General features: G+C 36.0%; 15 protein-coding genes. 12 read left to right on the forward strand and 3 right to left on the reverse strand.

Going from position 1 to position 18,497, the window contains the following annotated elements; translation table 11 throughout:
- The 12 genes from ACUXV0_RS12945 (at nt 1) to ACUXV0_RS13000 (ending at nt 13,480) form a co-directional block, all read left to right on the forward strand.
- Nucleotides 1–516 (forward strand): acyltransferase, encoded by a 516-nt coding sequence (locus ACUXV0_RS12945; RefSeq protein ID WP_446189984.1) that lies wholly within the window; start codon nt 1–3, stop codon nt 514–516.
- Complete coding sequence (locus tag ACUXV0_RS12950) at nt 513–1,745, forward strand: oligosaccharide flippase family protein (RefSeq protein WP_446189985.1); 1,233 nt, start codon at nt 513–515, stop codon at nt 1,743–1,745. Before ACUXV0_RS12945 ends, ACUXV0_RS12950 begins: the two co-directional genes overlap by 4 nt.
- Nucleotides 1,742–3,109, forward strand: a complete 1,368-nt coding sequence (locus tag ACUXV0_RS12955) for a capsular polysaccharide export protein, LipB/KpsS family (protein WP_446189986.1) — start codon at nt 1,742–1,744, stop codon at nt 3,107–3,109. The genes ACUXV0_RS12950 and ACUXV0_RS12955 overlap by 4 nt, the downstream gene beginning before the upstream one ends.
- The gene (locus tag ACUXV0_RS12960) at nt 3,106–3,906 is read left to right on the forward strand and encodes a phytanoyl-CoA dioxygenase family protein (protein ID WP_446189987.1); all 801 of its coding nucleotides are present in this window, start codon (nt 3,106–3,108) and stop codon (nt 3,904–3,906) included. The genes ACUXV0_RS12955 and ACUXV0_RS12960 overlap by 4 nt, the downstream gene beginning before the upstream one ends.
- A gap of 242 nt (nt 3,907–4,148) precedes the next feature.
- Nucleotides 4,149–5,366 carry a hypothetical protein gene (locus tag ACUXV0_RS12965; protein WP_446189988.1) on the forward strand — a complete coding sequence of 406 codons (1,218 nt, stop codon included), beginning with the start codon at nt 4,149–4,151 and terminating at the stop codon, nt 5,364–5,366.
- 264 nt (nt 5,367–5,630) lie between these two features.
- On the forward strand, nt 5,631–6,236 hold the full coding sequence (locus tag ACUXV0_RS12970) for a hypothetical protein (protein WP_446189989.1): 606 nt from the start codon (nt 5,631–5,633) through the stop codon (nt 6,234–6,236).
- Nucleotides 6,215–7,324 carry a glycosyltransferase gene (locus ACUXV0_RS12975; RefSeq protein WP_446189990.1) on the forward strand — a complete coding sequence of 370 codons (1,110 nt, stop codon included), beginning with the start codon at nt 6,215–6,217 and terminating at the stop codon, nt 7,322–7,324. The genes ACUXV0_RS12970 and ACUXV0_RS12975 overlap by 22 nt, the downstream gene beginning before the upstream one ends.
- A gap of 1 nt (nt 7,325) precedes the next feature.
- Nucleotides 7,326–8,162: a glycosyltransferase gene (locus ACUXV0_RS12980; RefSeq protein WP_446189991.1), complete on the forward strand. Its 837-nt coding sequence runs from the start codon at nt 7,326–7,328 to the stop codon at nt 8,160–8,162.
- Nucleotides 8,163–8,254: 92 nt separating this feature from the next.
- Nucleotides 8,255–9,592: a hypothetical protein gene (locus tag ACUXV0_RS12985; RefSeq protein ID WP_446189992.1), complete on the forward strand. Its 1,338-nt coding sequence runs from the start codon at nt 8,255–8,257 to the stop codon at nt 9,590–9,592.
- A gap of 59 nt (nt 9,593–9,651) precedes the next feature.
- Nucleotides 9,652–10,554 carry an NAD-dependent epimerase/dehydratase family protein gene (locus ACUXV0_RS12990; RefSeq protein WP_446189993.1) on the forward strand — a complete coding sequence of 301 codons (903 nt, stop codon included), beginning with the start codon at nt 9,652–9,654 and terminating at the stop codon, nt 10,552–10,554.
- Nucleotides 10,463–11,503 carry a hypothetical protein gene (locus ACUXV0_RS12995; protein ID WP_446189994.1) on the forward strand — a complete coding sequence of 347 codons (1,041 nt, stop codon included), beginning with the start codon at nt 10,463–10,465 and terminating at the stop codon, nt 11,501–11,503. Before ACUXV0_RS12990 ends, ACUXV0_RS12995 begins: the two co-directional genes overlap by 92 nt.
- Nucleotides 11,504–11,626: 123 nt before the next feature.
- A complete protein-coding gene (locus tag ACUXV0_RS13000; protein WP_446189995.1) occupies nt 11,627–13,480 on the forward strand; it encodes a polysaccharide biosynthesis protein in 1,854 nt (617 codons plus the stop codon).
- Here ACUXV0_RS13000 and ACUXV0_RS13005 read toward each other — a convergent pair.
- Genes ACUXV0_RS13005 through ACUXV0_RS13015 form a run of 3 tightly spaced genes read right to left on the reverse strand, consistent with a single transcriptional unit; the run spans nt 13,470 to nt 18,437 of the window.
- Complete coding sequence (locus ACUXV0_RS13005; protein WP_446189996.1) at nt 13,470–14,930, reverse strand: capsule assembly Wzi family protein; 1,461 nt, start codon at nt 14,928–14,930, stop codon at nt 13,470–13,472. The genes ACUXV0_RS13000 and ACUXV0_RS13005 overlap by 11 nt on opposite strands.
- Nucleotides 14,927–16,390 carry a hypothetical protein gene (locus ACUXV0_RS13010; protein WP_446189997.1) on the reverse strand — a complete coding sequence of 488 codons (1,464 nt, stop codon included), beginning with the start codon at nt 16,388–16,390 and terminating at the stop codon, nt 14,927–14,929. The genes ACUXV0_RS13005 and ACUXV0_RS13010 overlap by 4 nt, the downstream gene beginning before the upstream one ends.
- Nucleotides 16,365–18,437, reverse strand: coding sequence for a gliding motility-associated C-terminal domain-containing protein (locus tag ACUXV0_RS13015; RefSeq protein WP_446189998.1), 2,073 nt, complete (start codon nt 18,435–18,437; stop codon nt 16,365–16,367). The genes ACUXV0_RS13010 and ACUXV0_RS13015 overlap by 26 nt, the downstream gene beginning before the upstream one ends.
- Between the last annotated feature and the right edge of the window lie 60 nt (nt 18,438–18,497).

The raw sequence follows: 18,497 nt of genomic DNA on the forward strand, positions 1-18,497 counted from the left end.
ATGAAAAAGGTAGTATGGACATTGGTTAGGGGGATAGCACAAATTAGAAAAATAGTTGCGATAAGTAATTTCATTGGAAGGTTTATTGGGTTTATAAATACCTCGTGGGGTATTTATAAAATCTATTCGAAAGTTGCAAATATAGGAGAGGATGTATTTTGTAATTGGATGGTTGAAATAAAATATGGGGAAAATATACAAATTGGGGATAATGTTATTATTGGAAGAAATGTAACATTTGGTGCAAAAAGTAAAATAGTAATTGGTAATAATGTAAGGATTTCTAAAAATGTTATGATTGAAACGGCAGGGTTAAAATTTGGTGACGAATTACCATATCCTCATATTTCCAAACCAATAGAAATTTGTAATAATGTCTGGATTGCTGCAAACGCTACGGTTTTAGGGGGCGTTACAATTGGTGAAAATGTTATTGTTGGTGCGGGTGTAGTTATATCTAAAGATGTTCCACCTAATACTATTGTAGTAGGTGCTCAAAATAGATACCTAAAATGAAAGTTAAAGCTGCGTTGATGAGTGAGAAATTGAAGCAAACTATAAGGTATCTATCGAGTAGTTTTGTTATTCAAATATTAAACTTGTCCTTTTCATTTTTCTTAATTAGAAAACTAAGTTTAGAAAATGTTGGCAGATTTAACTTGGCGAAAACATTAGCCGGTTTTTTTCAATATTCTAGTTTTGGGCTAAGATATGCGATGGATAGACGTTTACCTAATGGGAGTAGAACCACTAATTGGCATTTGCTATTGATTTGTATTCAATTTTCAAATTTTTTCAATATTCCTCTTTTGTTAATCTTCTTTATAAATTATGAGTATAATTATCAATACTTAATTTATTGTTTTGGAGGAATATTATTTTCAAATTTCACCATTTTAAAAGTTTATTATAGGGGAATTGGTAAAGTGTCAAAGTTTATTTGGCTTTCAACTATTGGAGGAATTGTTACTGTTGTATTTCCCTTTATTGGTTTAGCACTTTTTGGTCTTGATGGTGCTATAATCGGCTATACTATTAGCACGGTACTCCTATTCCTATATTATTTTAGATCTCTAGGAAGCATTTTCACAAGGATTTCTTTTAAAGTTTTTAAAGGAATCTATTTTAAGAAGCTCTTTTTCCTAGGTATGCCTCTATTTGTAACCAATGTGTTGGTTTTTTTGGGAGATAATTTGGATAAAATTTTAATAGAGAAGGAGCTGGGTCTAGAGAATTTAGGTATTTTCAGTATTGTTATTCTAGTATATTCCGTATCTGCTATATTACCGTCAATTTTGGTAGAAATGTATTTTCCTGACTATATAAAGTTAAAGAAAGATAGAGAGATTAATAATTTGTTTTTAAGGCACGTTCTTGTTTCTGCGGTATTTATTGTGACTTTAATTTTGGCCACCTACGCACTGTTACCGGTAATAATAAATTATTTTTTTCTGGATTATGTACATATTCTACCTTTGATGAATATAATTCTACTATCCGTGTTTCCTTTCATTATTATTTCTCCTATTTATTGCTACTTATTTGCATTTGATAGAAATAATTTAATTTCTCTTGCGAAAGTGGCCTCGATATTTTTTTATTTTTCTGTTTTAGTTTATATTCTCAAGAATAGCCAATCTTTAGAATATATTGTGATTAATAAGGTTGTCAGCGTATATGTATACATGCTGTTATTAATTTTGTTTTTTTTAAGAACCAGACTAAATGTTAGTTATTCAAAATGAATAGGGTTGTTCTCTTATTAAATAATGCTCCAGAGGTAAGGAATAATATACGAAAATGGTATTCTGAAATTGAGCAAAGTGGAAATCAGCCTATTGTGATTGCCGAGAATGGCGGATTTATGAAAAGAATTCTTGGAGATGTTAAAATAGAATATTGTTTTACCTCTTACTTGGACAGTATCCCTAAAAATAGAAAGCACAATTTATTTGTGAATGTTGACTTAAAAAGACTTAAAATTTGGGAGTCATATTATGCTGATTTTGAAAGGGACATACATTTTGGTAATAGAACCGATTATCACTATCTGGAACAAACATTGATCCATTTGTATAATTTTTTTTATTCTATATTTTCTAAGGAAAAGCCAGTTGCGGTTTTTTATGAAAATGTTTCAAATACCTTTGCATATGCTGCTTTTAATGTAACGAGACTTTTAAATATAAAGTATTTAGGAGTTACAATGGCTCGTATTCCCGGGCGAATTTATTTGCATTCTTCTATATATGACGACTCTTATGGTTATCTGAAGATATTTGATGAAGCTGAAAATAATAATTATAGGTTAATGGATGATGAATTCGAATATTTACATTCTTTTTTGTCGAATTTCACTAGTTCTTCTCCTGATTATATGAAGAGTAATAATCTTGGTTTGGATATCTCTAATTTCAGATATCTAAGGAAAAGTAAGTTGCAGTATTTGTATAATACCTTATTATATGATTTTTCTAGGATAGGTAAGTATCCTGGTTTGCAATCAAAAAACCTGTTCAAATCTGCAATTTTAACTTTTTTAAAAAACGTTAGAAGAAAACTCGTTGTGAGATATTTAGATATCATGTATTACTGTAATATAGATGAGGAAGATAGTTATTACCTTTATCCATTACACTTTCATCCGGAATCTTCCACGTCAGTAATCTCACGACCATATGCGAAAGAATTAGAGATAATTCAGAATATTGCATTTTCACTTCCATTCGGAACGAAGTTATATGTTAAAGATCATCCGAGTGCAGCAGGTTTCATGGATATAGATTTCTATCGACAAATTGCTCAAATTCCGAATGTTAAGCTGATATCTCATAAAGCTCGAACGAAAAGAATGATTAAGGATTGCTTGGCCGTTATTACGTTAACAAGTACCGTAGGTTTTGAGGCTTTGATTATGAATAAAAAAGTTTTTGTCTTTGGTAATACTTTTTACGAAATGCATCCAAACTGTGTAAAGATCGTGGATTTGACGAATTTGTTTGAATATTTCTCAGATATCAATGTTAAGCCCTACAGTCCTTTTAATACGGTCTATGCTTACTATAAGCAGACTTATGCTAAAGATTTAAACATTTCTAATTTCTTATGAAAAAAAAGCGATTGCCTATTTGGATTTATGGTTTACATTTTATTCAAGAAAGAATTCGTAAACCATCCATGCGTAATAATTTCGCTAATACAATAGCAAAATTGTTACCTCGAAATACGTTTTCTAATTCTCATAAGAAATATTTGGATGAATTGGAAATTAACGGTTTTACATTGTTGCCAGATCTGGTTGATGAGTTTTGGATAGAGCGTGTAAAAGAGCAACTTAGAATTGCTGAATGTTTTGATCCATGGGATAGGGGAAGGGGATTATTTAGAATTGAAGATGCACCAGATACTACTCATGTAGCACAGATAAAGGATGTCAGTAGAATTCAGGAAGTAGTCAGGTTAGCCAATAATGATAAAATACTAAGCATTGTAGGCAATTTTTTTAAATGTACTCCTACCTTAGATAGTGTACAAGCTTGGTGGTCTTTGAACGGACATGAAAGTCCTCAAGAGGCGGAATATTACCATCGAGATAATGATGGTCTTAAGTTTGTTAAGTTTTTTATGTACTTAACAGATGTTGATGATGGCTCTGGGCCTCATCTTTTTGTTAAGGGTAGTCATTTAGTGGCGAAAGGTTTAGAAAGAAGGAGATATGATGATGATGAAATCATTGCACTGTTTGGAGAAGAGAATGTAGTAAAATTTACGGGTTCGCGAGGCTTAGCTTTCTTAGAAAATACATATGGTTTTCACAAAGGGCAAATGCCCAATAGGGATAGGAGACTGCTTGTTCAATTTCGATACTCAATATTGCCAACAATATTTAATAATTTAATGAACTAAGTCATAACCTTGCCGTTCAAGTAGACTATTTGTAGTATTAAATCAAACTCTACAAAGTGATTGAAGTTAATTTAGGTTTAAAATTGTCATTCCTGCGGCTACTAATGGTAGTGTTATTTTCTTCTAGTACCACAATGGCACTATTTCTACCTTTTTCAATCGATATTAAACTGAGTTTTTTTCTGAATTCTTTGTTAATATTATCATTAATTCTTATTAATCTAGAAACTAACACAGTAAGTATGTTGCATACTACTTGTTTGATTTTTTTTCTTTTGTTTTATTCTATTTCTCCTCAAATACAGTTAATTAACAACCCTAGCTTTCTGGTTAATACAATGGAAGTCTTACCCAACGAGGTGTTACTTGCTAATCTTCAAATTTTCATTTTTATTTCTATATACGGACTTTCCTATTATCTCTTAAAGGGTTCACCACTTGTTCAAACGAGTAAGCTCAATTTTGAGATTAAGAAGATGATTTTACCATTCATAATTGTTTCTGTACTTGCAGCTTTTATTGCCTTTAAGGATATTGTAGAGCATTTAGGTTCAGGCATGATGATTGATAGTTTCGATTCGGATAGCCTCGTCGCAAGCACATTAAAGGGTAAAATTTTATATGTAATTCCTTTGGTAACAAGTGTCATCTTATTGGAGGTTCGAAGAGTTAAAGGAAAAAATTGGAAGAACTTGACTCTTTTAATTTTCGTAGTTTTATTACTAATATTATGTAAGAATCCAATAATTGATAGGAGGAATTCTCTTGGGCCCGTTTATCTTACTATTCTTGTTTTGTCTACGGGCAATTTATTTACTAAAAATAACGTAAGATTTTTTATTTTAAATTTTATAGTTTTATTAATACTGTTTCCTCTCAGTTCTTTATTAACTCACGTTTCTTTCAATAATTGGTTTCTGAATTCAGGAGGCAGTATTAATGCCGTTGAGATAATAACTAACCATTTTTCTGAATTACATTATGATGCATACTCAAATATTGTTGCAGTAAATAAGTTTATTCGAATTAATGGGCATCAGTATGGAAATCAAATGTTAGGGGTTATACTTTTCTTTGTTCCAAGAGGTATTTGGTCTAGCAAGCCTATATCTACAGGTAATCTGTTAGGGGAATTTTTAATCAATGACTCTTCAATGTGGATTGATAATATTTCCGCAACTTTCATTGTTGAAAGTTTGATTGATTTTGGTTGGTTCGGGTTAATTATTTTCCCAGTCACTTTGGCTTACTCGGTAAAAATGATTGATTTGACTTATATAAAGATTAAAAGTTTTTTGCTTCGATCTTTTATTACATATACGTCTTTTTTTATGTATTTTATCCTTCGAGGAGCCTTGCTTCCAGCTTGGGCCTATTATTCGGGATCTTTTATAGCGTTTCTACTTATACCTTATTTAATCCTTAAAATTCAAAAACTTTTTTCTTTTAAATACCTGTAGCTTGAAATGACTATCTCCTTACTCTGAACTTATTAATTTTTGGGACGAGCTCATTTCATGGTTTGCTGAATTTGTCTCTTTGGAATTATTTAAATAAAACATTAAGTTAATACTACTGCAAAATCCGAGGTAACGTTATAATTTAGCAACATGAAAACTTAATTTGTTCAAAAGTGGAAACATTTCCTGCAAACCGTAAATTATGAATGGGACTATTTTGTCTTATTCATCGAATCCTCTAAAAAGAATGAAAGTTCTATAGGCATGAATAGATTACGATCTTATGGTATAATGGGTTTATTCAAATTAATAGTATCTAAACTTAACACCATGATTTTTTTTTCAAATTCAAGGATTATTAGGTTACCTTACTTTATAAGAGGGCAAAGGTATATTGATTTTGGCGAAGGTTTAACGACTGGAAGGTGTATACGATTAGACGCATTTCCTATTCAGGATTGTAAGCGAAAAATTTTAATAAATTTTGGTAACAATGTTCAGGTTAATGATTATGTCCATATCGCTGCAATTGACTATGTTGAGATTGGGAATAATGTTTTGATAGCTAGTAAAGTATTTATTACGGATCATAATCATGGAAGTTATGGAGGGGTAGAAAACAGTTCGCCTGAAGAGTTTCCGTCAATTAGGAAATTGATGTCCGATCCAGTGATTATTGAAGATAATGTTTGGATTGGAGAGTTTGTTAGTGTATTACCAGGTGTTAGAATAGGTTACGGGGCAATTATTGGTTCAAATTCTGTTGTAAGTCATTCGATCCCTCCTAATACGATTTGTGTTGGAGTTCCAGCTAAACCAATAAAAGTGTATGACAATAAGTCTGGAAAATGGGAAAAAATAAGCGACTGATTATTTCTGCGATTAATATATTTGAAGGGGGACCTCTCAGTATATTGAACGACCTGGTTGAGAATTTAAGAAGTCTTCAGAATATTGTAATTATACTTCTTGTTCATGACAAAAATCTTATCAAAGGTAGTTTGCCTAAAAATATTTTTGTTGTTGAGTATAGCCAGTCAAGAAAATCTTATTTTCTAAGACTTTATTATGAGTATGTACATTTTTACTTCTTATCAAGAAAAGTTTCACCAACTCATTGGTTATCTCTACATGATTCTTCTCCCTTCGTTGATTGTTTAAATCAATTTGTTTATTGCCATAATCCGGTTGTATTTAGAGATCTTAAATTAAAGGATATTTATTTTTCGTTTTCAGTTTCTATTCAAACTCTTCTATATAGGTTCATTTATGCAATAAATCTTAACAGGAATAAAAAGATTATTGTACAGCAACATTGGTTTAAAAGTAAATTCGCCTTATTGTATAAGCTCGATTTGGATAAAATTATTGTTGCTTTGCCTAATTATTCTTTGAAAAACGAGTATACCAATAAGATAGTTAAGTCTTCTAAGTATACTTTTTTTTATCCATCGATTCCTCGATTGTTTAAAAACTTTGAAGTCGTCTGTGAAGCAGCTAAAATAGTAAGAGAGAGAGGCTACACCGACTTTGAGGTAAGAATAACTTTAAATGGAACCGAAAACAAATATTCTAATTGGGTTAAGAAAAAATATCAATCCATTTCGAATGTTATTTTTTTAGGAAAGATTTCAAGAGAAAATGTTTTTAAAAACTATGGTGCATGCGATACCTTGATTTTTGCATCAAGTCTGGAAACATGGGGCTTGCCTTTAAGTGAATTTAAGGAATTTAATAAACCAATTCTGAGTGCGAACGAGCCTTATGCAAAGGAGACTATTGGAGATTACGATAATGTTTCTTTTTTTTCAACAAATAATGCTGAGGAATTGTCAAAATTAATGATTAGTGTAATGGATAACGATCTCCATAAATTTGATGGCAATGTATATCCTTACAAGGATGAGGAGGTTGTTCTTGGATGGGAAAAATTATTAGAAATTTTATTGTCCTACTAAAATGATTCACTCTGCCTCGGTAGTCCTCTACAAAAATGATGTCAAAATGATTGTCGATGTCATAGAATGCTATTTTCAATCCTCAATTAAGGGAATGTTATTTTTGGTAGATAATTCCCCAACGAACCAATTGGAAAGATTGAAGGAACTTAATAAAAACATTGAATATATTCATTTTCCTCATAATCCTGGATTTGGTGCAGGGCATAACTATGTTTTAAAGAGAGTTAAAGGTTTTTCGGACTATCATTTCATAATTAATCCCGATATTACTTTTGATTCAAGAGTAATTGAAGAACTTCTAAAGTATGGGCAATCGGAGAGTGATGTTGGTTTGGTAATGCCGAAAATTGTCTATCCTGATGGGACTACTCAATACTTAGCAAAGCTTTTGCCCAGCCCTTTTACATTAGTGCTTAGAAGAATAGAAGTGTTAAAATTGTTATTTTCAAAGCATTTAAATGATTATGAGCTAAGACTCGATAAGATTGACATACTTGATTGTATTCCTTTTTTGTCTGGCTGTTTTTTGATGGTAAATATGTCAAACTGCGATGATGACCTTCTTTTTGATGAAAAGTTTTTTATGTACTTCGAAGATGTTGATCTCTCCAGGAGGTTTAGTGAAAAAGGGCTAAAGACCATTTATTATGGTAGAGTGTACGTGACACACGATCACGAAGTAAAAACTTTGTTTAAGTTTTCTAATATGAGTATGTACCTGAAATCTGCAATTTATTATTTTAATAAATGGGGTTGGTTTTTCGATAAGAGAAAATCGGCGATTAACTCTGCAGTATTAAGAAGATTAAGGAACATGGAATCGATTACCATTTAATAAAATAGTAGGTAATAATGGATCGAAGTAGTAAATTAGTGTTACTTTCGTTTCATGTACTTCACAAGGAATTCAAATTAATTTTTCTTACTATGAGAGAGACTTTATCTAAATTAGGAGCAATAGCTTGCTTAGTTGTTTCTTGCAATTTTGCAATGGCCCAAGGTGTTGGTATTGGAACAACAACACCTAACGAATCTGCAGTTTTGGATCTACAATCTTCCAACAAAGGGTTGTTAATTCCTAGAATGTCTTTATCTGAAAGAGAAGCGATTCCAAGTCCTGCCGAGGGCTTGATTGTTTATCAAATGGATGATAAGGCTGGGTTTTATTTTTATTCCAAAGGGTTCTGGCAACCACTTTCTGCGAATTCGGTCGCGGCTGATCCAAACGATTGGACCATGAGTGGTAATGCTGCGTTGTCTGGTGCTTTTATTGGTACAACCAATAACATTCCTTTATTAATTAAAACGAATAACGTTAATTCTGGATATATCGAACCTGGAAATCGGTTGAATAACTTTTATGGTTACAGGTCCGGTGAATCAAATATCGCCCCTGCCTCAACAGGAATTCAAAATGCGGCTTTTGGGTATTCTTCATTAAGTTCTAATACAACAGGTAGTAATAATCTAGCTATTGGTGCGTATGCCCTTCAAAATAATAATGCTAACTGGAATACTGCTTTTGGATCTTTTGCTTTAAGAGCAAATACTTCGGGAACTTACAATTCAGCGTTTGGATCGAATGCTCTACTCAATAATACAACAGGTTCTTACAACTTGGCGATTGGTTTAAATACAATGTATAGTAATGATATTGGAAGTAGAAATATTTCGTTGGGAGTTAATGCTGCTTATGACAATAAAGGAAATGATAATGTTTCAATCGGTTATGAGGCCGGTAGGAATAAGAATGGTTCCGGTTCAGTTTACATAGGATCTGGAGCTGGTAAGGGTGCTTCATTAACTGCTGAGTCTAACAAGCTTTATATAGCTAATAGTAGTACCACAACACCTCTGATTTATGGTAATTTCTCTGCAAAGTTCGTTTCTATTGGTGATGTTGACCCTGCAAAAAGAGAAGCTGCAAATACAAGTGGGGGTTATAATCTTTTAGTGAAAGGAGGGATTTTAACCGAAAAGGTAAAAGTGGCTCTTGCTTCCTCGGCTGACTGGGCGGATTATGTTTTTGAACCTAGTTATAAACTGATGCCTTTGGAAGAAGTGGAGTCCTTTACTCAAGAAAATAAGCACCTTCCGAACGTTCCTTCTGCAGATGAAATAGCCGTTGGTGGTTTGGATGTATCAGCTACTTCAAAAATCTTTATGGAAAAGATTGAGGAGCTAACTCTTTATATGATTGAATTAAACAAAGAAGTCAAGGCTTTGAAAGCTGAAAATGAAATTTTGAAGAATAAGATAAACTAGTCTTTGTTTTAAAATTTACAAGCCTCAATCGTTCTCATAATGGTTGGGGCTTTTCTTTTATGAATGATGTATTGATAACTGGAGCCAGCGGTTTTGTTGGGCAAAATTTGATTAATTATCTGGATAAGAGGCTTATTTCTCATAAAGAAATTTCTTTGAGATCAGGTGTTCCTGATTCCCTGCCCGGTGACACTTCGGTAGTGGTTCATTTGGCTGGTCTGGCCCATGATCTTAAAAATGTTCATAAAGAGGCCGACTATTTTCACGTTAATACTGAACTTACTCAACGGTTATTCCAGGCTTTTCTTCGATCTGAGGCAAATACGTTTATTTTTATCAGCTCGGTAAAGGCGGTAGCGGATTCTCCGGGGAAAGAGTTACTTTTGGAAAGCACAATCCCAAGTCCGGTAACGGTTTACGGGAAATCTAAATTAGAAGCAGAAAGAGCCCTTTTAAATCATAAAGAAAATGGTAAAAGAATCATTATCCTTCGGCCTTGTATGATTCATGGCCAGGGTAATAAGGGTAATTTAAATCTCTTATATCGATGGGTGAAATCTGGGCTTCCCTACCCCCTAGGGGCCTTTGAAAATGAGCGATCTTATTTAAGCGTAGATCACCTTTGCTATGTCATCACTGAACTTATCTTGGACCGAACGATTCCTCAAGGGGTGTACCAGGTGGCAGATACCAATTATGTTTCCACGATTGAGCTGATTAAACTTATTAGTCAGGAATTTGGCATACCTGCTTGTATTTGGAAGATTCCTGCACCGACTATTAAGATGCTGGCCAAAATGGGTGATTGGCTTCATTTACCCTTAAATTCGGAGCGATTAAAAAAATTAACAGACGATTATAAAGTTTCTAATGAGAAGCTTAGGTCAGTTCTGGAAAATCCACCTACTTTTGAGGCCTCAGCAGGCCTCAGAAAAACCATACGCTCTTTCGCTCATGAATAATTATTTGACGGCAGAACTCTTTTTGGCCTTTTCGGGACTGGGATATTTGTATATAATTTTTGCCCGAAAACTTCACATACATGATGTTCCCAATAACCGAAGCTCTCACAAGCAGGTAACTGTGAGGGGAATAGGGATTCTCTTTCCAATAGCAGTTCTTTATTATGCTTATATTGCCCAATTTCAATACCCTTTTTTTCTGATGGCCATTTTTGCTCTGGCGAGCATTAGTTTCCTGGATGATCTTCTAACGCTGTCCGGAAAAGCGAGATTGCTGGTTCAATTCATTGGAACAGGAATGATACTGTATCAAATTGATTTGGAGAGCAATCTACTCCTGCTTTTGGCCTTACTCTTTTTAGGAATGGGATTTTTGAATGCATTTAACTTTATGGACGGGGTCAATGGAATTACCGGACTTTATGGACAGGTTGGAGCCATTTCTCTATCTTATATGAATCAAAAAGATGGTTTCATCGATCAGGAGCTGTTAACTCTCATAATAATTGCTCTAGTGGCATTTTTATTATTCAACTTTCGCAAAAAGGCCTTGGCATTCGGCGGCGATGTCGGAAGTATTTCGCTGGCGGCTATACTATTCTTTGGTGCCGTGATGCTAGGTAAGGCCGTATCCTGGAAATATTTGATGTTTTTCTCCCTATATGGGCTGGATACCGGTTATACACTTTTCTATCGTCTGATAAAGGGAGAGGCTGTCTTTGAGGCACACCGTCTGCATTTCTTTCAATTATTGGCGAACGAATTGCAAATCTCTCATTTATGGGTGAGTGTGATCTATGCCAGTTTGCAGTTGTTCCTGAATGCAGTTCTGGTCTTGAGCGATCAGTTGTGGATTGTACTTTTAGTTCATCTATTGCTGCTGGTATTCATGCATAGACTTCGTGCTCGTTTAGGAAAAGAAGTTCGTTTGACGCCGAAGAATAAATAATGTCCTTGGGATTAAAATGAGTAGAAGGAATGGACTAATTTTAATGTCGAACCCTTAATGTATGTTATGGTCCACAAGTTTACATCACGGTTTGTTTCGAAATGGCTGATTCTACTCGTTGATATGGGTATTGTAGCAGCCTCATTTACGTTGGCGGCATTGGCCCGATTTAATTTCGAATTTACTTACGTTGACCCGCAACTTTATAAATACCATTTGGCCTTAGTGGTCTTTTTTCGCTTGATTGGATTTCTCATATTTCAGTCGTATTCTGGTATTGTAAGACATACCAGTTTGGAGGATATCAAGAACCTATTTAATGCCCTGTTGTTTTCCTCCTTGGCTTTATTTGTTTTGTCATTTATTGGACATATTGGGAATTGGTCTACGATCAAAATACCTTATTCTATCCTTCTGATTGGCTTCTTCATAGCGATGTTCTCCCTAACAATAAGTCGTTTTATGGTTAAATCGGTTTATGAACGATTGATAGCAAATCATAAAGACAGCAGACCGGTCATAATTTACGGTGCGGGCCATTTGGGAAGAATTACCAAAAATTCGCTGTATAATGACAAGCGATATAAATACAAGATTCTGTACTTTCTTGATGATAACCTCCAGTTGAATGGGAAGTCTATAGAAGGGATTACGATTCTGAATAAGAAGGATGAGTTAGCTGAGTTTCTGAAACGTCAAAAAAGACTTTTTCCGGGCCTAGAAGTTATATTTGCCATTCAGTCCATTAGTTCTGTATTGAGGAATGAAATCATTGATTCGCTGTTAAAGACCGGTGTCCCCCTTAAAATTCTACCGCCTATCAAACAATGGATGAACGGTGAATTAAAGGCCAGCCAGATTCATGAGATCAAGATTGAAGATCTTCTGGAGAGGGAACCTATCAGTTTGAATAATCGCTTGGTTAACGAATACCTGAATGGGAAAAAAATAATGGTGACCGGTGCCGCAGGTTCCATAGGCTCTGAACTGGTACGTCAGATTTTAAAATTTGAGCCTGAAGAATTGATTTTGGTCGATCAGGCGGAGTCTGCTCTTTATGATTTGGAAACTGAGATTCATCGATTATCTTCCAAGAATCAATCATTGAAGGTTTCTTTCCACATCCGTGATGTAAGTTCTGAACATCGAATGGAGGAGTTATTTCAGTTGTATAATCCGCAAGTGGTATTTCATGCTGCTGCCTATAAGCATGTCCCTCTAATGGAAGAAGACCCCTTTAATGCCGTAAAAGTAAATGTGAGTGGGACGATGAACATGGCTAATCTAGCGTTTAAATATCAGTCCAATCGATTTGTTTTTATATCCACAGATAAGGCAGTAAACCCGACGAATGTGATGGGTGCCAGCAAACGCTTGGCAGAGAAATATGTGCAAAGTCTCAATGCCCATCAAAATACTACTCGTTTCGTGACGACACGCTTTGGGAATGTACTAGGCTCCAATGGTTCAGTAATTCCCTTATTTAAAAAACAAATTGAAAATGGCGGACCGGTTACGGTGACTCATCCTGATATCATTCGTTATTTTATGACGATACCGGAGGCTTGTCAATTGGTTCTTGAGGCAGGTACAATGGGTAAAGGTGGAGAGATTTATGTATTTGAAATGGGCGAGCCTGTGCGTATTGTGGATCTGGCCCATCGGATGATTCGGCTTTCAGGTTTTGAACCGGAAGAGGACATTCTAATAGAATTCACCGGACTTCGTCCTGGAGAAAAGTTGTACGAAGAGCTTTTAGGTGATCTGGAGAAAACAAAAGCAACACATCATCCTAAGATATTAATTGCTCAGGTTAAGCCGGAATCTCATGAGGAACTCCAAAAAGCCTTTATGGAGCTGTTAAAAGAGCTGGAAAGTAAAAGTAAGTTGGAGATCGTCAGACACATAAAGGCTTTGGTTCCTGAATATGTGAGTGAGAATTCAGCTTATTCAAGCCTTGATGAGGCTAAAAGCTAAGCTTTTTAACGACGGACAATTGTACTCCTCTCCTTGACTTCCAAAAATCTCCGACGTCTGTGGCTACCGAAAGTTGATAATGCATGCTACCCGTTTTGTAAAGCAGGCAAATGGAAGCGGAGTGATTCTTTAATACTTGCTCTGAGCCGTATCTACCCGGGCTTTCGATGAAGCTATATTTTGCATGTGCCTGAAGGTTTGGAAGCCAATAAGACAGTGAAGTGTGAATGGCTTTTACACGGTTAAAGTAGAGAAAATTGGGGTTAATTGTGGAGCTCTCAGCGTTTGAGGAAAGCTGATGGAAGGGCATTAAAAAAGGTGTACCCAACGTTCGGCGGAGATAAGTGTAGCCGTCTTCATACAGGCTGTTATTGAAATAATTGTCAAAACCTCTTAACTGTGGAATGACATTTCCAGAACCGGTATTGCCACCTTGGCTTCGGGTGTCTAAATATTCCAAGTCAACCCTTAATCGTGAGCTTTTAAAGCTAAGTCCCAAAAGACCATCTGAAATATTGTTTAAGTAAAACAAAGACCCGTCCTCATAAATGCTTTGACGATAAAGCATGAAAGTACCCAAATGGGTTTTGAAATCAAGAGCGATATCAATGGTTCCCAAATGATTGCCGGCCCGGTTAAAGGCTTCATTAAAGGGTACTCCATCCTTTATTTCTCCAGCATCCAGATTTTTGTTCAGGCTAACACCCGAAACCACATTGATATAAGTGGCAAAGTCTGAAGGAAAAGAGCTAATGATTTGGTCTGTTTTGGCATCATAGAAAGGAACGGCTGGCTTACCCCCCCACTGGACCTGATGATTAAAGCCGGCATAAAATTTAATTTGCCATTGAGGTTTCCCCAAACGGGCATAGAAAGTTTTTTGATGAAGGTAATAATTTTGAACCGAGTCAGTACTTCCAAACCAGCCATGAGCATAGGTACCTTTAAGGCTCAGAAGTTTATTTTTAAGAATTGGAGTATAATTAGGGATACTCAACTGAACCTTGGGTAGTGGTAGTGCATTGCCTGACCAGATATACGAACCTGAGGATAGTGTAGTATCCACTAATCCAATGATCTCTCTACGACGACCTGCAAAGAATTCAAAAGGTCCTGTTCGCCCTTTTAAATAGGCCTCAGTCAATCTTAAATCGATTATACGCCCAACATTACCAACAGCTCTAAGCCCATAGCCCATTGCCATCTTGTTTAACCTTTGATCAACAGAATAGGTACTGTCATATTCATGATGTACGGAGACCATTCCCTGAATTACATTTCCTTCAAACGGCACTTCACCATATTGATTGCTTTGTAACCAAAAAGGCAATTGATTTCCGGTAGTGAGGTAGGTCGAGAGACCAGCTTGATAGCTGTTATTCCGTAGTAGGTTTTGACTATAGGTCAGCACGGGGGTGATGAGGAGCAATATAAGCAGGTTCTTTTTCAATACAATCGACGTTGCCAGGACAAAGATAGACCGATGTTTTGATCATACAAAGTGCCACTGTCCATCATGAATTGTGCTGAAAACAGGTTAGAAGCCCCTGATTTATATCTCAGCTGAAGACTCCCGCTATATTGACTCAAATCAATGGAACGGGAATAGGTTCCAAAATTCTGGCTATACACCTGTTTAAGGACATAGGTCAGTTTGGGCTTGAGGTTTCCTTTCAAAGAAAGGTAACAATACTTTAGACGATTATTGAATCGCCTTTGATTTTGTCCTTCAAATAGAATAAAGGGAGTTCCCAGAATTTGATTTTGGTACGACCAACTTTGATATTGTCCGTGGAAAAAGTAATTATCTATTTCGCCATAATTACTGTCTTGAAGTTTTCCAAATCGATACCTTCCCTGGCTTTTACTGTAAAAAAACTCTCCGGTAATGTTTTGTAAGAGTTGACCATTTATGAAACTCACTCTTAGACCATGAAGCCCATCTTCGATATTATTTAAGTTGTAAAGAGAGCGGGCAAAGTCATACGGCTGTTGTTTATATAATAACCAGACGGTGTTCTCTCCTTTAAATAGAAAGGAAAGATCAACTGAACCTAGTTGATTTCCTATAGCTAAGCCTCCGTCATACCCCGGCACTTTTGTTTGGTCAGGAGGAACAAATTTTTGGAGAAACGGGAGAAGAATGTATTGATAAGAGTATAGAGGGTAGGGAGCAAGTTTACCATCAAGGGTATACTTCTCACCGGCTTCAAGAATTTCCGAATACCCTCCCCACATTACCTGATGGTTAATTCCGACTGTTATTTGAACTTTTGCATTCGGTTGCCCAATTCTTCCATACAGCCATTTCTGATGCAGCAAATGCCCTTGCATCACAGAATCTTTGCCAAACCAACCGTGTGAAAGACCGGCATTAAAACTGATTCTACCCTTTTTACCTAGTGCAACATAATTAGGCGTATGGATCTGAATTTTGGGCATCGGCAATGCATTACCGGACCAGATATAAGAGCCGGAGGTATGGGTGGTATCCGCTAATCCAAACATTTCTTTCCTTCTTCCGCCATACAATTCCCAATGTTTATACCGAAGCTTGATAAAGGCTTCGGGCATAATCAATCGTGTTTGATCGGATTGCTGTATTAGGGCTTGTGCTCCATATCCTAAAGAGAAGGGCTTTAATGCTGAGTTTTTCTGAAAAAGGCTGTCATAGTCTTGCTGTATATCCAGATAGGCTTGTACGAAATGAGGAGCATCTGGGTACTGACCATAATCTTTCGCCCTTAACCAGAAAGGAGTAGAATCGCCTGAGGACAATCCGGCTTCAAGACCCATGTAAATAGCTGGTTTCAGGCTCTTTTGATGCTGACCGAAAACGACAGCACTCAAACCCAGGAACACTCCGAGGAGAGCCAGTCTATTTTTAGCGTAATAGGACCATATATCCATGTTTCCGGATTTCTTCGTTTTGTTTATTGGTGGCTTTTAGGGCATATTGATAGGTGCCACTAGGTAGGGGATTTCCATTGAGTGTTCCGTCCCAGAAATGCTCTGGATCAGTGCTGCGAAAAACTTCAAGGGCCAATCGGTCATAAATATAAAGCTCAAAGCTGGCGAGTGTGCCAAGGTTACCCTTGATTTCAAAGGTATCGTTGATTTGATCTCCGTTAGGGCTAAATGCTGTTGGGAAATAGAGATTGGTACTGATCGGTATGGAGACATAATTAGAGTAACTAATCTCGTTTTGAAAGTTATAGGCTTTCAGTCTGAAGGTGGCCAAATTTTCAAAGGCATCTAAATCAGGAGATAAAGTATTACTTTGAGTTGAGCTTTCGGAATAAATTGAGGTTTCCTGCCCATTTTGTTCATTTGTTTGTTGGATTTCAAAATGACTTACCTCTTCGGGTGAAAAAGAAAGGATATCGGACCATATCAGAGATTGGTTGCCATCGGTCTCTAAAAAAACGGTACATATTTCGGGGGATAGTTTGGAGTAGCTTCCGCATTCATCTTTATAGCCAACTTTAAAGCAGGTTGGATTGGTGTCGGATAAAATAGCGGAGGAGAATAATGCTTCAGTTTGAGTACTATCAGCTAAATAAAAGGTACTGGAATCAGCGTTAGAAAAAAGATAGAACATATCCTTATTCAAAGACCAGCCACTGTTGTCATTGAAGCGAATGATAGATTTATCATCTTCAACAGAGGCATAAAGTTTTGTCAATGAATCTGGTTGAAAAGTTTTTCTTGAAATGCATCTTTCGGCCGATGTAGATTCTCCTTCGAACCTGAAATAATACAACTGACCAGAAACCTTTGCTTTGACGCGATAACAATAATCCTGTTTACAATCGATGGGGTCAATGACTTCATCTGTTACACCGAAAATGGGAATAATCTCATAATTATCGCCGTTTTCAGATTTCAATATTTCTAAAGAGTATAAGTGGTTTCTTCCATATTGTGGTTCGTTGGGGAAGTCATATTGTCTTTCCTTGTATTGTGGGACTTCAATTTTATTTTCCTTTTCCAGTCCTATCGGGAAATTGAAAGGAATAGTACAGATTTCTGCTGATTGTTCGATACCGCAAGCAATAGTTCTGACGGCATAAAAGCAATAGGACTTTGATGAATCGGGAATTTCAAATTCAACTGACCCAGGTTGGACATTTTTCATGGTTGGATTTGCGGAATAGGGCACACCCATTTCTGTACGGTAGAATGAGTATCCGGAAGAACCATAGGCCCCCTGAAACTCCATAATACCTTTGGTCCCGGATTCCATCACTATTGAGTTGATATTAGGGTGATATTCAAGGTCTATACCATAAGGTTGGGAGGAAGGGTTTAAACTTTCAATTAATATTGGATCAATCGTTCCACAGTTTGCGGAACCGTCGGAGAAGTTTCCTTTGAAAATTAACTCAATCGGAAAATTAACGGTGTAATCTTTGTTAAACGGAAGTTGATTTGGTTCTATATTCTCCTCAGTGGAATTGATTTTCAAAGAATAACTGTCAAATGAATTGGCTGAGTCGAGGGGTAAGGAAATATTGAGTGTATTATTGCATATGGTATAGCTAAATTTAGGCTTATCATTCGCCCTCACCGTCACATTCTTACAAGAATAAAACGTCTCCCCACTATCATCTTTACCATACTGAAGAATGGTGTAGGTTTTGTTTTCATCATCGGCGAAGTAGGTGTATTCCGTATTTGCGATTGCACCCAAGTTGTTTAGTTGTGATGCGGACTCACCGTTGTAAGTGTAGATGTATTTGATATCGGAATATCCTGTATTGTCTTCAATATTTACTGTGAATGGGCCGCAGCCACTGGAAGGTCCGATGAAAGAAAAGCCGTCTGAAATTAGTTTGTCATTTGAAGAGCTGCTACACAAATTTTGTCCATTTGCCGCCAAAGCAAATAATAAAACGTAGCCTCCTGGTAGGAACAGCTTTCTTACAAAGAAGTAAATTTGATAGATGATCTTCACTCTAAATACATCTTGGAATATAAAGTTAAGGCTATTTCGCCTTACAGAGAAAGAATTATT

The organism is Jiulongibacter sp. NS-SX5, assembly GCF_052828545.1.